Below are 16,969 nucleotides of genomic sequence, written 5' to 3'. Positions count from 1 at the left end.
TTTGTAAGGGTACCGTCAGTTGACCTTTGAATCATATTCCATTTCCCACAGCTTTTCAAAGAAAGGCTGCCCCTTCACCATATTTTCACAAAGCGCTTGGTGTTTTTCCGTCCAGCCTTCCTTCATCTCCTCATAGAGATTTGTCCATACAATTTCAAAGTCCATTGTTTGAATCTCTGAATAAAGATGCGGGCACCATTCAGTATACCAGTATCTGACTTCCGCAGTGTTCTTGGAATTATACAGCTGGTCAAGTGCCATAAAAAGAAGCTGCTTCAAATGGCGCTCTCTGCGTGTTAACCCCCGCATCAAGATGGGATCAGGTGAAAGAATATGATATTCCTTCTTTTTACTTACCTCTTTAAACTTATATTTCGTCGGTTCATTCTCATCGATCATTTCAAATACAAGTTGTTCCTGACGGGGAATCAACCTGCTTTTTCTGAGCGGAGTCGAATATCCCATCGTATCTACCGCCAATATACCTTGTCCATCCGTAACAACAAAGCATGAGTCGAGAGCAATACGCTCATGATTTTTTCTTAAATAAGCTTTTTGATAAATGTCATTTAATAATTCTTGAGGTATGTCAGTCATATCATTTTCAATCATATCGAATAAGAGGTGCTCAATGTACAATAACGGAACTTGATCGAGAAGCTCTATGACATCTTCCCCTCTTCTCCATTCATGAAAATGGCAAACATTATATCCATTTTCTTCCCCTTCAAACCAGTTGACCCATACATCATGAAGATAAAGCATCCTTAACCCCTCACTTCATAACTATTTGTATTTCAGTATGGGCAGGCTGCAGTTAATTTATTCCTGTGAATCCATCATCGGGTAATTAGTCATTCCTCAGGATTAAACCCGTATACGGAAAACCAGATCAAGATAAGACCGGCTATAGCTAAATAACATTCAGGACGCCGGCCAATATACAAAAAGTAATATGAATAGCTATATCCCATCGACAAAAGGTTCAAATAGGCGATAATATTGATTCCTCCGACAGCGGATAGACCAAATCCTATCAAATAAACGGCTGTTCTATAGAGCATGGCGGTCCCCCGGAAAATCATTCTTGCTTACAAAAGCTTGTCTTACACCATATATATTCAAATAGTTTCCAATGATGACTATAAGTGCATGTATCAAATGCGCCTTGGCGTATTTACGCCCAGATTTTATCGAGCTTCGCTCGATAAATTTCCTCTGAAAATCTGTGGCATCTGCCGGAGGCTTTAACTTTATTCAGGCGGGGTTTGAACCCCACTGAATGGAATACCAATAGGCATTCATTCACCACTTACAGAAGTGGGAGACTTCTGCTGAATGAAGTTAAAAATTGCCAAATTAGAAGCAAAAAGGTCGAGGCGGCGAAGCTACGAGCAGCGGAATGAATGCTTTTAGGTACATGAGCAGCATAGAAACAGGCCAACGAAGAGTTTTGCCGCTTAAGATTTGGTGACTTTTTGAACTTCTTCTATAAAAGAAAGCGGCCTCCGTTCATCCAGAAGCCCCCTCTAAATCACCGCTATATAGGCTATTCTCGAGAATACGCTCTGATGGAATATTGAACGATTCATGTACAGTCAACGGCTGTTTTCCAGCATACCCTTTTACAATATCTGCCCCTAAAGCATATCCCATCATATTGGGAATGCCTCTTCTTCCAAAAAGAAGATCATCGTGCATTGGATGTTGCTTCTTCAGCTGTAATTGATCCTTATATACCCTGTTCCAGAATTGTTGGAGATGATCCTGCTTGTAAAAGCCCAACCATTCAGCTGTGTATTCTTTTCCGCAATATTTTTGCACAGCATGTTCTGCAAGTCCTTCAAACATAAGTGAATCAAGCAAAGAGTATTCTTCCGGATCCTTTTTATAGCGATTCATCCTCACGGCATGATGATACTCATGTACAAGCAAAGATTCCCATATTTTTACATCATCGACAGGTGAAAGGAACAAAAAGATTTTCCGCGGAAACGTCAATCCTGAACGACCTTTTAGCTCCATCATGAATTGCCGCGTCGGCTCAATCGGAAAAATATAAACATCTACATCCGGCGCCTTCCACATTTTTTTATATTTTGTATAGAACTTCTTCATGTGCTCCCATGCATTCGATTCCTTGAGCTTGCTAAACATATCATGTGTTGCTCTTGATGGCTGGTACATCCCAAACCTTCTTAAATATTGATAGTATTGCGCATGGTTATCAACATCCGGCGAAGCCAGCTTACATAACTCCATCGGATTGAAGAAGTGTTCCTCCAACCAGTTGTCAGTCTGGATTATCCCCATTTTGCATCCCTCCCTCCATATCCTACGGATGAAACAGGAAAAAGTGCGTAAAAAATACAGCTCCTAGCTTCGGAGCTGTATCTTCTTTACACATTATATTTTTTAAACGCAATAGTGGCATTGTGGCCGCCAAATCCAAGTGAGTTGCTGATTACTGCGTTGATCTCTTTTTTCCTTGCTTCATTTGGTACATAATCAAGATCACAGTCAGGATCAGGCGTTTTGTAATTGATTGTAGGCGGAAGAATTCCGTCTCTTATGGCGAGTACAGAGAAAATCGCCTCTACCCCTCCTGCAGCGCCAAGAAGGTGGCCCGTCATTGATTTTGTTGAACTAATCGCAAGCTGAGATGCATAATCACCGAACACTTCTTTAACAGCGGCAGTTTCATATTTGTCATTGTATGGAGTGCTTGTACCATGAGCGTTAATATAATCGATGTCTTCAGGGGCTAGCCCTCCATCTTCTAACGCAATTTTCATAGCCCGTACCCCGCCTTCGCCGCCTGGAGCCGGAGCAGTGATATGATAGGCATCACCGGTAGAACCGTAGCCAACAATCTCTGCGTATATGTTTGCCCCACGGTTTAGTGCATGTTCAAGCTCCTCGAGTACAATGACACCTGCACCCTCCCCAATTACAAATCCGTCTCTGTTTAAATCAAACGGCCTGCTTGCAGTACCAGGATCAGGATTTGTAGAAAGAGCTGTATTCGCGCAGAATCCTGCAACGGCCATTTGTGTTATAGGCGCTTCTGCTCCTCCGGCAACCATAGCATCTGCATCTCCGCGTTGAATGACTTTAAAGGCATCCCCAATGGAGTTTGTACCTGTTGCACACGCTGTTACTGTACAAGCGTTGACTCCTTTGGCTCCGAGATAAATAGAGACCTGTCCGGTAGCCATATCAGGAATCATCATCGGAACGAAGAACGGGCTAACCCGACGGTAACCTCTCTTTTTAAAAATATCAAACTGATTTTCGAGGGTTTCCATCCCTCCAATTCCAGATCCGATCCAAACACCGATTCGATCCGCATTGCTCTCATTGATGTCTAATTGCGCATCTTTTACAGCCATCAAGGCAGAAGCAAGAGCATAATGGGTAAAGCGGTCCATTTTCCGTGCTTCTTTTCTTTCAATAATGTTTTCAATTTCAAAATCCTTTACTTCTGCTGCCACTTTAGCTGAAAACTCTTCAGGATTTAGCCTTGTAAGAGGACCAATTCCCGATTTTCCAGCCAAAATATTTTTCCATGAAGTTTCTACATCATTTCCTACAGGAGAGACAGTTCCCAAACCTGTAACGACAACTCTTCTATTCAAATTATTCATCTCCTTTTCTGCCCCTCTTAAGAAGATATTACTTGTTTAAATTCTTTGCTTTGTCCAACTTTGATGGACAGGAAGTACGATTGCAAGTTTCAATGACAGGATGTAGCGTCATGAACCTGCCGGAAAACATAGGACCTGGCGCTTTGAGATTGCCAAGCCAAGTCTCCTTTTCTTAATACAGAGGGTTTCGGTTTATGCATCGCTCACGGACGCTTCCGCTTTCCTTAGCGGCCCCATCTTATGGCAATGGCTCCCCATGTGAGCCCTCCGCCAAATCCAACCAACACGATTAAATCGTCATCTTTTATTTTTCCCGCTTCCACTTCATCCGCAATAACCATTGGAATAGATGCGGAAGATGTGTTCCCATATTTGTGGATCATTTTGGACATTTTCTCTTCTGGCAATTCCAGTCTTTGTCTAGCCGCTTCCATAATTCTGATATTTGCCTGATGAGGAATTAACAGGTCTACATCATTTTTTGTAAGACCTGCTTTCTCCAATACTTTAACAGATGACTCTCCCATTTGCCTTACCGCAAATTTGAAAACTTCCCTACCATTCATCATAATATATTTTTCCTGATAAAGATACTGTCCACCTGTCCCGTCAGCCCCGAGGTCAAATGCCAAGACTCCGCGTCCTTCAGAAACAGGTCCCATGACAACCGCTCCAGCTCCGTCACCAAAAAGGACAGCTGTATTTCTATCATTCCAGTCGGTGATTTTGGAAAGCTTCTCAACACCGACAACTAAGATATTTTTGCTTGCTCCAGTCTCAATGAATTGCTTTGCTGTTGCCACCGCATACATGAATCCAGCACATGCAGCACTGACATCCATTGCTGAAGCATTAACACAGCCAAGTCTTGCCTGAAGCATACACGCAACAGAAGGGAATGGATGGTCAGGTGTCACTGTCGCAACTAAGATCATATCGATATCTTCCGGACCAACTTCCGCATTTTTGAGGGCTTTTTTTGCAGCTTCATAAGCCATATCAGAAGTGTTCACATCATCCGATGCAATCCTTCTTTCTTCAATGCCGGTTCGTGTCCTAATCCATTCATCGGAAGTATCCACCATGGTTTCCAGCTCTTGATTGGTCAACACCCGTTCGGGTATGTACTTTCCGACTCCAATTATTCCTGCATTCATAGAAAATGTCCCTTCTTTCCGTTCCTTATGAAAATCTGAATTTATTATCTTCTATTAAGACTTGGTACTAATTATACCATTTGTTAATAAACCTGTCATCACTATTTCAGTTGTTGTTCTCTAGCAATTTTTGTTGTTCAATATGACTAACCGCCTCCTTTGCAGCGACGGAAATATTGCTTTTATGGAGGCCAACCGTGTTTTCTGCTGCGTTGTCCCATTTTTCATTTTCCGATGCCAATGGTTCTTCTTCTCGGAGAATGTCTGAAAGGCAGAACTCCTTTACATGATGAATTTTCTTTAACGATTCAATAAGCGCAGCCAGCTTTCCAGCGAACGAAGATTGCGTCCTCTCAGTAGCGGACGGATGGATCAGCAATAGGCATTCTTTGATACTTTTACGTTCTAAAAACCCCTGCAACTGTGCAAGCAGCTGCTCCATAGCATTTATGTTGCAGCGGTTAAAATAATCTATAGTTGGTATAATATAAAGACATTCTTCTTCCATTAAAGCTTGATGTATGGATTCCTCTTCACTGCTCAATTCCTTATATCTTACATTTGCATTTCTTCCAATAAGCAGCCAATTTTCTTCCTGCTTATCCGTTATCCAATCACGGTGGTCGATCGCGAATACTTCATAGCCTTTTTCAAGGAGCAAGGAACATAATTCAAAACCGAAGTCCTGGCGGGCTCCAAATAATACAGCGGTCTTCATTGCAGCATCCCCTTTTTGCGCATTCTTAAAATTATCGTATGCACATTTATAAGGGACTGACCTCTTTTCTCTTTATTTAACAATGGATGATTGTAACGCCTGACTCATTTATGATATACTTACGTGGTGGAAAATAATATTGATTAAATGAAATACATAGAGAAGCTCTGAAATGGAGGGAACATAGTTGAGATTTATAATGATGATTTTCTGGACACTTCTACTTGTAAACATGCTGATGTATGTAGCAGGCTCCATGATCGGATCAAGCTATGATTTTGAAACTGCAACAACTTTGGGTGTCTTCGCAGTTATTTTAATTTTCATCGTCTCTGCATTGATACCAGCACAACCAACAGAAGAACAGTAAATAACTCGCCGGCAAACGGCGAGTTATTTTTATTTTTCAGAGTAAGAAAGCATAAAATTAGATAAAATATTTTGTTAGAGTTCAGATTTTGTCTAGCTGCGACGTACAGGAAGTACTAGTGCAAGCGAAGCGACAGGATGTTGTGTCTTGAGCCTGCCGACGTACAGGAAGTACTAGTGCAGGCGAAGCGACAGGACGTCGCCGATCTGAGCCAGCCGACGTACAGGAAATACTAGTGCCACCGAAGCCACAGGATGTGGCGGCTTGAGGCGGCCAGGCGCCATCGGCGCAAGGATCAAGTCAAATTGCTGTGGTGGCTAAGGAACTCCCTCATCAAAATTCGCCTTGTGCTTGTCGCCGATAAGGCGGGCGCCTTTCACTTTTCTTATTCAACCTTTATTTCCAATTCATTACCCTGAAGATCGACGATGACCGTATCGAAGGGATGAACTTTCCCTGAAATAATCTCCTTAGCCAGGCCTGTTTCAATTTTGCTTTGCAAATACCGTTTTAAAGGCCGTGCCCCATATATCGGATCATAGGCTTCGCGGGCGGTAAATGCTTTTGCCCCTTCCGTCATCTCCAATTGTATATGCTGATCGCGTAATCGCACTTGGAGCTCTTTCACAAGCTTGGAAACAATTCCTTTGATGTTCTCCATACTAAGTGGTTTGAACAGAATAATATCATCCACCCTGTTAAGGAATTCCGGTCGGAAGGAGGCTCTTAGCTGTCCGAGAACAAGATCCTTCGTTTCCTCATCTATTTGGTCTTCATTGTGCTCCCGTTCCAACAGGAATGCCGACCCGATATTGGAAGTCATGATAATGACCGTATTTCTAAAATCAATCCTTCTTCCTTGAGAGTCGGTGATTCGGCCATCGTCAAGCACTTGCAGTAAAATATTGAACACTTCCGGATGTGCTTTTTCAATTTCATCCAGCAGAACAACTGAATATGGCTTTCTTCTGACAGCCTCTGTCAGTTGTCCACCTTCTTCATACCCTACATAGCCTGGTGGCGCGCCAATTAGGCGCGATACTGCGTGTTTCTCCATATATTCGGACATGTCGATACGAATCATCTGCTCTTCACTATCAAACAGCGTTTCCGCCAAAGCCTTTGCCAATTCAGTTTTACCAACCCCGGTAGGGCCAAGGAATATGAAAGATCCGATTGGACGGTTTGGGTCTTTGATTCCGGCCCTTGCCCGCAACACAGCATTGCTCACGAGCTCCACCGCCTCGTCCTGTCCTATGACGCGTTCATGCAATATGCTTTCAAGCCTCAGCAGTTTCTCCCGCTCACCTTCAACAAGTTTTGTGATTGGAATGCCTGTCCATCTGGAAATAATAGCTGCCACTTCATCTTCTGTCACTTCCTCTTTTACAAGGCGCGACTCATTTCGCTCTTGCCCTTCTATTTGCTTCAGCTCTTTTTCTAAAGCCGGAATGCGCCCATGACGAAGCTCAGCAGCACGGTTCAAGTCATACTCATTCTCTGCTTTTTCCAACTCTCTTCGAAGTTTCTCCAACTGTTCCCGCTTTTCTTGGATGCTGGAAATTTCACTTTTTTCCTTTTCCCACTTCGCCTTCATTTCATTTGCCTTTTCCTTTAGGTCAGCGAGGTCTTTTTGCAGCAGTTCAAGCCGTTCTTTGCTTGCCTCATCTTCCTCTTTCCTCAAGGCCGCCTCTTCGATTTCAAGCTGCATGACTCTTCTTGTAATTTCATCCAGATCACTCGGCATGGAATCGATCTCCACGCGTATATTGGCGCAGGCTTCATCAATGACGTCAATCGCTTTATCCGGTAAAAAACGGTCCGTTATGTAACGGTCTGATAAAGTTGCTGCAGCTACAAGCGCTCTGTCATGAATATTGACCCCATGGTGAATTTCAAATCTTTCCTTCAATCCACGTAAAATGGAGATCGTATCTTCTAGTGTGGGTTCCGGAACAAGCACCTTTTGAAAACGCCTTTCCAATGCAGCGTCTTTTTCAATATATAATCGATATTCATCCAAAGTCGTCGCTCCAATGCAGTGGAGCTCCCCTCTTGCGAGCATTGGCTTCAGCATGTTTCCTGCATCCATCGAGCCCTCAGCTTTTCCAGCGCCTACAATTGTATGGATTTCATCAATGAACAGTAAAATCTGGCCTTCACTTTTTTTTACTTCCTGTAACACTGCTTTGAGACGTTCTTCGAACTCGCCCCTGAATTTGGCTCCAGCGATCAGAGATCCCATATCCAGCGCGTATATTGTTTTGTTCCTTAGCCCCTCCGGCACATCTTTTCTTACAATTCGTTGAGCTAGCCCCTCAACAATGGCCGTTTTCCCGACGCCCGGCTCCCCGATCAGGACCGGATTGTTTTTGGTTTTGCGAGACAGAATCCTGATGACATTCCTTATCTCCTGATCCCGTCCGATGACTGGATCAAGTTTTCCGGACTTCACTTCCTCCACTAGATCCCTTCCGTATTTTTTTAAAACTTCATAGGTTGCTTCCGGATTTTGTGATTCCACTCGTTGTCCCCCTCTGATTTCTTTTACTTCTCCCAAAATACTCTCTTTCGTGATGCCATACTGGGAAAGAAACTGCACGATTTCATTATGGGGCATATCCATCAAAGCAAGGACGAAATGCTCAACAGATAAGTATTGGTCTTCAAACCCCTTCATTTCTTCCTCAGCCTTGCTAATGAGTGTTGATAAAAGACTGCTCAAATATTGGCCGCCTTGCACTCCCTGTCCCGTCACCTGTGGCTTCCGTTCCAATATTTTATCAAGTTCAAGCTGTATTTGCCCTCTCGTTAATCCGAGGCGCTCATAAATTGTCGAAAGTAGACTATCGTTCCTATCTATAAGAGCTTTCCAAAGATGTGGAATATCCAACTCCGGATGGTTTAGTCTTTTGGCAATTTGCTGAGCATCTGCAAAAGCCTCCTGCACAGTCATCGTCATCCCACTAAGATCCATATTCTTCCTCCTTTTCAAAAATAAAAGAGCTGTTTATCATCTATTATAAGAAAAGCGCAAGGCACGCAGCCTTAGGAGACATGAACAAGGCGAATTGCAAAAAGGCAGTTCTTCTGCCACCACGTCCAATTTGACTTGATCCAATGGCGCTTGGCTGTCATTAAATGCGCCTTGACGTATTTGCGCCCAGAATTTATCGAGCTCCGCTCGATAAATTCCTCTGAAAATCTGTGGCATCCGCCGGAGGCTTTAACTTTATTCAGCCGGGGTTTGAACCCCCACTGAATAGAATGCCAATATGCATTCATCTCACCACTTACAGAAGTAGGAGACTTCTGCTGAATGAAGTTAAAGCGCCACGTCCTGTGGCGTCGGCAGGCTCAAAACACGACATCCTGTCGCTTCGCTTGCACTAGTACGTCCTGTACGTCGGCAGGCTCAAAACACGACATCCCGTCGCTTCGCTTGCACTAGTACGTCCTGTACGTCGGCAGGCTCAAAACGCGACTTCCTGTCGCTTCGCTTGCACTAGCACGTCCTGTACGTCGGCAGGCTCAGAACACGACGTACTGTCACTTCGCTTAACTGGGACTCCTGTCCTTCAGAGCTAGACATACCGCATGTTTTTCCCAATAAAATAAGGCCGATTTATTCTTTACTATAAAGTAAAAGCGAAGCTGCCAAAAGGAGCTTCGCCTATACAATTCCCATTCAGCAGAATCGTAAAACTGAGTGTTATTTTTGTTTAATGGTATGGTCAGCGCGAAAGAAGACTGCAAGGTTCTGGTACCGCCGACATCAAGCGGCGCTGCCAGAGTTACGCCCCTCTTCCTCTACATTAAGTAACGCCAAGCGCAATTTTTGCATAGCGCGACATTTTATCTTTTGTCCAAGGTGGGCTCCAGACAATATCCACTTCTGTCTGTTTGACTTCCGGTATATCAGCCAATGCCGCTGTTACCTGGTCTACAATAACTGGTGCAAGCGGGCACCCCATTGAAGTAAGGGTCATCGTTACTTTCGCTGTTCCATTCTCATCCAGTTCAACACCATAAACGAGCCCAAGATTCACAATATCTATGCCCAATTCAGGATCAATCACCTGTTCCAAGGCACCATATATATTCTCTTTCAGTGCTTCATCCATATTTCCCGCTCCTTTCAATTTGGTTTCTATTCTTATCATACCAAATCCATTATAAATTCAAACAGAAATGATTTCTTTACTGTAAAAATTTTCCGAACCAGTCTACTGTTTTTAAAAAAGCCTTTCGGGTTACCTTATGCTCGGCATTGTCTTCAGCAAGGAAGTATAGACGTTCTGGAGTTTTTTCATAATCAGCTTTGATTTTTTCATAAAAATCAAAGGTTGGCTGGAACGGTACCACCTTATCCTTTTTGCCATGCCAAATGAGTAAGGGCCTTCCTGCAAGTCTGTCGAGCTGAAAGGTCAGATCATATTTCCGCAAGCCAGTATATATTTCTTTAAGTTCATTCTCGGAAAAAGGTATGGTCATTTCAGCTTTTTCCAATGACTCAATCTGATCTCGGGCGAATTTTTCATAATACGGGCTTCCCATCAAAGAAACACCCACTTTGATCCAATCATATTGGGTCAGTGCACCGAACATGGTAATGCCACCCATAGAGGTTCCCACAACTCCAATTTGGCTACTAACCAACCCTTTTTGGGATAATTCTTCTTTTATATCATTCAACTCACGAATCGACTGGAGAACAATGTTCCAAAATTCGAAGGCCAGTTTTTCCGAATGTCGACCGTCACTTCGTTCTCCATGTAAATTTGCATCTGGAAGGATGACCCTAAATCCTTTTTCCGCAAGCAAGTAGCCGAAATGAAGGTTATGTTCCTTCGCTGAGGTAAAGCCATGCAGAAAAAAAACGAGCGGCAGTTTTTCATTTTTTCGACCTTCTTTTACGACATGTAAAACCGGTATATGCCTTATGTATTCATGATGGATTTCTATCAATCGACTCTCTCCTTCGGCTAAACGTAATGGAATGCCAATTAATGTTATATTTTAACACTCCTTATTTCTACTTACCAAAGATGAGCATTGATTGTCATTAATTCCCCGATGTTTTTTGACTGCCTTTCGGCCACAATAACATTTGAACGCATTAAGCGTTCCTTCCTATCCTTTCAAAAAAGGCGGTGTGTGTCATGGCTAAAAACAGTAAATCCAAACGCTTTACGTATCAAGGAAAAAACTCTGTTGAACAACATGCACAACGTTTTCCATATCGCTCCACATTGGATGAAGCCGAAAAGGAAAAAATCGACTTTATGAAAGAATCTTCAGTCGGAGGCTTTTAGGGGGTCAGACCCTCTTTAGTACTTTAACGTACTGGGGGTCAGACCCCCAGGTTTTAATCTTTCCGGAAGAAACCGAAAACTGCCGCTGTCTCAACGACATTTGTAAATGCTTCGGGATCGACCTCTTTGATGACATGTTCAAGTTCATACAATTCATACCGAGTTATGACGATAATCATCATGTCTTTTTCTTGGTTGGAAAACGCTCCTTTGGCCGGTACCATCGTGATTCCCCTGACCAGTCTCTTATAAATCGCTTCTTTTAACTCAGAGGCTTTCTTCGTGACAATCATAACCGTCAGCTTCTGATGGCGCGTATGGATGGCATCAATCACCCTTGTAGATGCGTACACCGATAACAATGTGTACAATGCTTTATCCCACCCATATAAGGCTCCCGCCGTCATGATGATAATGGCATTTAAAATAAAGAAATACGTCCCGACTGATTTATCACTCATTCGGGAAAGAATCATCGATATAATGTCCAGGCCTCCCGTAGATGCCCCCACTTTCAGTGTGATCCCGATTCCAATGGCTGTGATCACTCCGCCAAACACTGCATAAAGCATGATATCTGCCGTTTGGGTCTTCACCGGTATGATTTCCAGAAATAATGAAGTGACAGCAACCGATATAAAACTATAGACCGTAAACGTCTTTCCAACTTTGAACCAGCCGAGCACAGCTACAGGGATATTAAACAGGAATAATAAAAATCCAGTTGATACATTAAGAGGCGTAAATTGGCTAATAACTTTTGATAAAAGCTGTGAGGCACCAGCAAATCCGCTGGCATAGACATTGGCCGGAATGAGGAAATAATTCATTGCAACAGCGACTAGGATTGCCCCCGCTATGATAACAAGCAGTTTTTTTATAACTTCCCATATTGATTGATGTCTCATTTTTTCACCCTTATTCAGCGTTTTTAACATTGAGGTTTATAATAAAAGTAGATAAACTTATAAAAAGGACAAAGACTGCCAAATTATTTTTTCACGGAAGGTGTAATTTTATGACATTGAAACTTTTTGCCGACAGTGCATGTGACCTGCCGCTGTCTTTCTATGAGGAAAACAATGTTGAGCTAATCACTCTTCAGGTACATATTGACGATCAGGAATATCAAGATTTACAGAACATCCAGCCTGAACAGGTGTATGAAGAAATCAGAGCTGGTAAAATGCCTAAAACCTCCCAAGCCTCCCCTCAACGGCTTCAAGAGCTGTTTACAGAGCTGGCGAAATCCGGAGAAAGTGGATTATACATAGCTATGTCATCCGGCCTTTCAGGTACATATCAAACGGCTATCATGGTGAAAAACCAGGTAAAAGAACAATTTCCAGATTTGGATTTGACAATTATCGACTCAAAAGCTGTTTCTTTGGGTTATGGCATGACCGTAATGGCTCTTGCGGAAAGAATCAAAAATAACGAATCAAAAGAGGACATCATCAAATTCGCACAATCCAATTGCGACCGCATGGAACATCTATTTACAATCGAGGACTTGGAATTTCTTGCTGCTGGCGGACGCCTATCCAGATCATCAGCATTTTTCGGCGGACTTTTAAACATTAAACCTCTTCTGCATATTGAAGAAGGAAAATTAGTACCTCTTGAAAAAATTCGCGGGAAAAAGAAACTTTTAAAAAGAATGCTTGACCTCATGGAAGAGCGCGGTATCGATCTGGAAAATCAACTTATCGGAATCTGCCATGGTGATGATGAAGAAACAGCCTTGGTTATGAAAAAAATGATAGAAGAGCGTTTCGGTACCAAAAACTTTTACATACGCCTGATAGGTGCTATCGTCGCGTCACATGCAGGCCCTGGAACACTCGCCGTCTTCTTTCTTAAAAAACCGAGCGTTTGACATTGAGTAGGAAAATCCCTGTCAGGACATACTAATTGCAAACTTAGGAAAGGGAGACTCTCTTATGCGTTACAATACATCAGATAATGACAAAAAAGCAAGAGATCACCAAGCTCGCAGGGAAGTCAAAAACATTCGGCGCGAAGAGGAAAGGAAAGCTGGGAAACATCTACACTCCAAAAAAACAGACCACCTTTAAGAAATCACGCAGCTTATTGCCTGTAAAAACTGGCATAAAGCTGCGTTTTTGAATTGGGACATGAAAAACACTACATTCTAATTCATTCAATTCCCAAAAATACTTGCTCCTGATAAGGGGAAGATTTTCTTTATTTGCTGCTCCATTGAAGCTTCATCGATAGGAACATAGCCTTCAAGTTTTTCTTAAAGGAGTACAGTCTTACTATAGTATCTCCTCTCTTCTTATTGGCTAGCTCCAGGCTCCAGCAACTAGCAGACTTCACAACTCCAGTCTTTACATCGCTAAACCTCGCCCTACGCTTTTCTTATTGTTCTTCCCTCCCCTTTCACCTATAATGAAGGAAAAGCTGTCCGGAGGTAGATTATGGCAAAGGAAAATTCATTTGACATCGTATCCAAAGTTGACCTTTCCGAAGTGTCAAACGCAATTAATATCGCTATGAAAGAGATCAAGAACCGCTTTGACTTTAAAGGGAGCAAAAGCAATATCGCTTTAGAAAATGATGAGCTTGTCCTTATTTCGGACGATGAATTTAAACTATCACAGGTAAAAGATGTTTTGTTTGGTAAATTGATTAAGCGTGAAGTCCCTGTAAAGAATATCCAATATGGAAAAATCGAAAGCGCCTTGGGAGGCACGGTCCGCCAACGCGGAAAACTTGTTCAAGGAATCGATAAGGACAATGCCAAGAAGATTAATACAATCATTAAAGACAGCCGGTTAAAAGTAAAAAGCCAAATTCAGGATGACCAAATTAGGGTCACCGGAAAAAATCGTGACGATCTGCAACAAATTATCAGCGCTATCCGGTCTGCGGATCTTCCCATTGATGTACAGTTCATAAACTACAGATAAATCAAAATGAATATTTCATAGACGAATGGGTAAATGATACATGTATCCATTCGCTTTTTTTATGCAATAGATGAAGGAGGGCTGCGTATGAGTGAAAATAAAAAGCAAACGATGCCAAAGCAGGTACAGAATTATCAACCGGGCGTAGAGTCAGAAATGGATCCTGTTCCCAAATCTGTTGATCCTGGGTACAAAGGGAGTGGAAAGCTCGAAGGAAAAACAGCGATTATTACCGGAGGTGACAGCGGCATAGGAAAAGCTGTTGCCATCTATTTTGCCAAAGAGGGTGCAGATGTAGCCATCTGTTATTTAGAAGAAGAGGAAGATGCGAAAAACGTAGAAAAGTACGTTAAGGCTGAAGGAAGAAAATGCCTTCTCATTCGCGGTGATGTAGGTGATGAACTACATTGCCAACAGATTGTAAAACAGGTGATCGACGAATATGGAAAAATAGATATACTGGTTAACAATGCAGGCGAACAACATCCGAAAAAGAGCCTTCTCGAAATAACGGATAAGCAATTGCAAAAAACCTTTAGAACGAATGTGTTTTCGATATTCTACTTGACAAAAGCCGTCCTGCCCCACCTGAAACAGGGAAGTAGCATCATCAATACAGCTTCAATCACAGCCTATAAGGGCAGCCCGGAATTGATCGATTATTCAGCGACAAAAGGCGCCATCGTATCATTCACCCGCTCTCTTTCGGCGTCATTGGCAACAAAAGGAATCCGCGTGAACGGGGTAGCGCCAGGACCGGTTTGGACACCCCTAATTCCATCGACTTTTTCAGCAGAGCATGTCAGCACGTTCGGTTCAACTCAGCCAATGAAAAGGCCTGGACAACCTTATGAGCTAGCACCTGCTTATGTTTATCTCGCTTCAAATGACTCCAGCTACGTTTCGGGCCAAATGATCCATATAAACGGCGGTGAAGTGCTAAACGGTTAAGAACAGGCGCTGAGGCTGGACAAAGCACACTGTATCAATAAGTTATCCATAACCTAAGAAAAAGCTGCCAAAAGTTTGGCAGCTCTATCTGTTTCATTCATTTTGTTCATATGGATTTCGCTTTTTTCCTCTTTTCCATGCAAAATACATAAAAAGGCCAAAGACGATAAACACGGAAAAAATCGAAATGATGAACGGAACGTTAAAACCTACCTTATCAGCAAGCTTGTACACTTCCATCATTTCCCTGTCTACAACAATTCTATATTCGCCTTTCTCGCTTTTTACCAGATCAGAGGCAAATAATCCTCGCAGTTCTTTATTATTCCCAATTTTCTCGGCTGGGATTAACGCGGTCTGATCCTGCGTCGTATTATTAATCGCGGCTACAATCGTTTCACCCTCATATTCCCTTTTAAAGACGATCATACCGTCTTTTTCATATAAGAGCTCCATATTCCCGCGGCTAAGAGCTTTATGTTCTTGTCTAATCGTCCCAATTCTTCCTATAAATTCCATCAACTCTTCTTCAGCTCGAAAGTTCATCAACGGAACATTGTCCGGCGGGACATCTCCATTAACAGCAATTTCAGAACCGTAGAACACAATCGGCACTTCCGGCTGTGTATACAGATAGAATAGAGCAAGCTTCCAACGGGCACCTGGATATTGTTTATTTTCCACCATATCTTGTGTATACCTGGTTGAGTTTCGATCATCGAAAAGAGCTCCTAAAGAATGGGGTTCGGGATAAGCCCCATTGTTCTTTTCCCACACATCCATCAATGATTTTGATGATATATCAATAGTGGAATATGAATCTCTTAAAGGTTTGGTCAAACCCGAATCAATGACGCCCTCAATACCGGCTTCCTGGTACTTTTTCAAATCTTCACTCACTTCTCCGCTAGCCGTCCCGGCCAAATAAAAGCGGTTATTTTGCTCTTTTACAGCAGCGGAAAAATCTTCCCAAAACCCAAGGGGTGCCTGATCAATTCCCGATAGACTATAGCCGTCAATACCCGTTTCTTCGATCCACCATTTGGCTGCGTCGATGAGATATTCTTGGACTTCCTGGGCATTTAGGTTAAGCTGCGGCAATCCATTAAGCCAACTATTATCCGATACCATAGCCTCTTTTTTGAACCAGTCCTTCTTTGCTGGATCTTTTGTCCACGGATGGTTCTGTCCCACATGAGTTGTCACAAACTCAAACATAACCTTCATATCTTTCTTGTGAGCTTCATCGACAAGCTCTTTTAGTTCATCAATCGTTCCAAAATGAGGGTCTGTCTCATAAAAGTCCTCCACCCATTCTCCATGAAATCCATTTTTCTCATTTTTAAAAACAGGTGATAGCATGATCGTCGTAAATCCCATGTCTTTCAAATAATCCAACTTCTGGATGATTCCTTGGAAATCACCGCCTTGGAATTTATTGACCGGGTCGGAATAATCGACGCCTTCATCATTACTATTGTCTCCATTGTTAAATCGGTCCACCATAAGTGAATACACAATTTCATCTTCCCACAATCGTTCTTCTTTTTTGTCGGCACTTGCTGAAAAGGCAGCGGAAAAAAGAAGAAACGGAATAAGCAGGAAAACCAGACTCTTTTTGCTCAAATCCGTTACCTCCCTATTACTTCTACGCCTTTAAGATTAGCCTTTCACCTGCTCCCCGTCAATTTTATGTATTCGAAGTGCTGGGCTTTTTTTAAGCGCGTTTGAAAAAAGCCTGTTCTAAAGCGTTTTTTCAATCAGATCCATTGAAATAAAGTCATACCTCAGAATAGTTCAAACATCGCCAGTAAATCCTTCAAATAATTAGAATGATATGGATATATGTGATTCAGTTCTGGATAAAAAAACTGC

Annotated in this window: 18 protein-coding genes; 6 read left to right on the top strand and 12 right to left on the bottom strand. The window is 42.5% G+C overall.

Annotated elements, in window-relative coordinates; genetic code table 11:
* Nucleotides 1-15 precede the first annotated feature (15 nt).
* From D5F11_RS11090 to D5F11_RS11065, 6 genes are all read right to left on the bottom strand, one after another.
* Nucleotides 16-765: a YjbA family protein gene (locus D5F11_RS11090; protein WP_120116438.1), complete on the bottom strand. Its 750-nt coding sequence runs from the start codon at nucleotides 763-765 to the stop codon at nucleotides 16-18.
* Nucleotides 766-854: 89 nt separating this feature from the next.
* Complete coding sequence (locus tag D5F11_RS11085; protein WP_120116436.1) at nucleotides 855-1,064, bottom strand: YuzI family membrane protein; 210 nt, start codon at nucleotides 1,062-1,064, stop codon at nucleotides 855-857.
* Between the two features lie 448 nt (nucleotides 1,065-1,512).
* Complete coding sequence (locus tag D5F11_RS11080; RefSeq protein WP_120116435.1) at nucleotides 1,513-2,313, bottom strand: DUF2268 domain-containing putative Zn-dependent protease; 801 nt, start codon at nucleotides 2,311-2,313, stop codon at nucleotides 1,513-1,515.
* Between the two features lie 86 nt (nucleotides 2,314-2,399).
* The gene (gene fabF / locus D5F11_RS11075) at nucleotides 2,400-3,638 is read right to left on the bottom strand and encodes a beta-ketoacyl-ACP synthase II (RefSeq protein ID WP_373316430.1); all 1,239 of its coding nucleotides are present in this window, start codon (nucleotides 3,636-3,638) and stop codon (nucleotides 2,400-2,402) included.
* Nucleotides 3,639-3,871: 233 nt separating this feature from the next.
* Nucleotides 3,872-4,804 (bottom strand): beta-ketoacyl-ACP synthase III, encoded by a 933-nt coding sequence (locus D5F11_RS11070; RefSeq protein WP_120116432.1) that lies wholly within the window; start codon nucleotides 4,802-4,804, stop codon nucleotides 3,872-3,874.
* Nucleotides 4,805-4,910: 106 nt separating this feature from the next.
* Complete coding sequence (locus tag D5F11_RS11065) at nucleotides 4,911-5,522, bottom strand: hypothetical protein (protein WP_120116431.1); 612 nt, start codon at nucleotides 5,520-5,522, stop codon at nucleotides 4,911-4,913.
* 187 nt (nucleotides 5,523-5,709) lie between these two features.
* On the opposite strand from D5F11_RS11065, the gene D5F11_RS11060 reads away from it, so the two are divergent.
* Entirely contained in the window at nucleotides 5,710-5,892 is a 183-nt protein-coding gene (locus D5F11_RS11060; protein ID WP_373316429.1) for a YjzD family protein, read from the top strand.
* Nucleotides 5,893-6,277: 385 nt separating this feature from the next.
* Here D5F11_RS11060 and clpB read toward each other — a convergent pair whose 3' ends face one another.
* The 4 genes from clpB to yjfP all read right to left on the bottom strand — a co-directional run bounded on the left by clpB (nucleotide 6,278) and on the right by yjfP (nucleotide 10,860).
* Nucleotides 6,278-8,869: an ATP-dependent chaperone ClpB gene (gene clpB / locus D5F11_RS11055; RefSeq protein ID WP_120116429.1), complete on the bottom strand. Its 2,592-nt coding sequence runs from the start codon at nucleotides 8,867-8,869 to the stop codon at nucleotides 6,278-6,280.
* A gap of 71 nt (nucleotides 8,870-8,940) precedes the next feature.
* Nucleotides 8,941-9,177, bottom strand: a complete 237-nt coding sequence (locus tag D5F11_RS11050) for a hypothetical protein (RefSeq protein ID WP_126646560.1) — start codon at nucleotides 9,175-9,177, stop codon at nucleotides 8,941-8,943.
* Between the two features lie 530 nt (nucleotides 9,178-9,707).
* Nucleotides 9,708-10,016: a metal-sulfur cluster assembly factor gene (locus D5F11_RS11045; RefSeq protein ID WP_120116428.1), complete on the bottom strand. Its 309-nt coding sequence runs from the start codon at nucleotides 10,014-10,016 to the stop codon at nucleotides 9,708-9,710.
* A 76-nt stretch (nucleotides 10,017-10,092) separates the two neighbouring features.
* A complete protein-coding gene (gene yjfP, locus D5F11_RS11040) occupies nucleotides 10,093-10,860 on the bottom strand; it encodes an esterase (protein ID WP_120116427.1) in 768 nt (255 codons plus the stop codon).
* A 194-nt stretch (nucleotides 10,861-11,054) separates the two neighbouring features.
* On the opposite strand from yjfP, the gene D5F11_RS11035 reads away from it, so the two are divergent.
* Nucleotides 11,055-11,207: a competence protein gene (locus tag D5F11_RS11035; RefSeq protein WP_120116426.1), complete on the top strand. Its 153-nt coding sequence runs from the start codon at nucleotides 11,055-11,057 to the stop codon at nucleotides 11,205-11,207.
* 53 nt (nucleotides 11,208-11,260) lie between these two features.
* On the opposite strand, the gene D5F11_RS11030 is transcribed toward D5F11_RS11035, so the two are convergent.
* Entirely contained in the window at nucleotides 11,261-12,115 is an 855-nt protein-coding gene (locus tag D5F11_RS11030) for a YitT family protein (protein WP_120116425.1), read from the bottom strand.
* 110 nt (nucleotides 12,116-12,225) lie between these two features.
* Here D5F11_RS11030 and D5F11_RS11025 point away from each other — a divergent pair, with 110 nt between their 5' ends.
* The 4 genes from D5F11_RS11025 to D5F11_RS11010 all read left to right on the top strand — a co-directional run bounded on the left by D5F11_RS11025 (nucleotide 12,226) and on the right by D5F11_RS11010 (nucleotide 15,094).
* The gene (locus D5F11_RS11025) at nucleotides 12,226-13,086 is read left to right on the top strand and encodes a DegV family protein (RefSeq protein ID WP_120116424.1); all 861 of its coding nucleotides are present in this window, start codon (nucleotides 12,226-12,228) and stop codon (nucleotides 13,084-13,086) included.
* A gap of 64 nt (nucleotides 13,087-13,150) precedes the next feature.
* A complete protein-coding gene (locus D5F11_RS11020; protein WP_120116423.1) occupies nucleotides 13,151-13,285 on the top strand; it encodes a DUF3941 domain-containing protein in 135 nt (44 codons plus the stop codon).
* Between the two features lie 366 nt (nucleotides 13,286-13,651).
* Nucleotides 13,652-14,143: a YajQ family cyclic di-GMP-binding protein gene (locus D5F11_RS11015; RefSeq protein ID WP_120116421.1), complete on the top strand. Its 492-nt coding sequence runs from the start codon at nucleotides 13,652-13,654 to the stop codon at nucleotides 14,141-14,143.
* 87 nt (nucleotides 14,144-14,230) lie between these two features.
* On the top strand, nucleotides 14,231-15,094 hold the full coding sequence (locus D5F11_RS11010) for an SDR family oxidoreductase (protein WP_120116419.1): 864 nt from the start codon (nucleotides 14,231-14,233) through the stop codon (nucleotides 15,092-15,094).
* A 93-nt stretch (nucleotides 15,095-15,187) separates the two neighbouring features.
* Here D5F11_RS11010 and D5F11_RS11005 read toward each other — a convergent pair whose 3' ends face one another.
* Entirely contained in the window at nucleotides 15,188-16,720 is a 1,533-nt protein-coding gene (locus D5F11_RS11005) for an alpha-amylase family glycosyl hydrolase (RefSeq protein ID WP_120116417.1), read from the bottom strand.
* Nucleotides 16,721-16,969: the final 249 nt, after the last annotated feature.

Source organism: Siminovitchia terrae (assembly GCF_003605405.2).
Classification (GTDB): domain Bacteria; phylum Bacillota; class Bacilli; order Bacillales; family Bacillaceae_C; genus Siminovitchia; species Siminovitchia terrae.
Note: the sequence above shows the minus strand (reverse complement) of the source record. Positions and strands in the feature narration are given on the sequence as shown.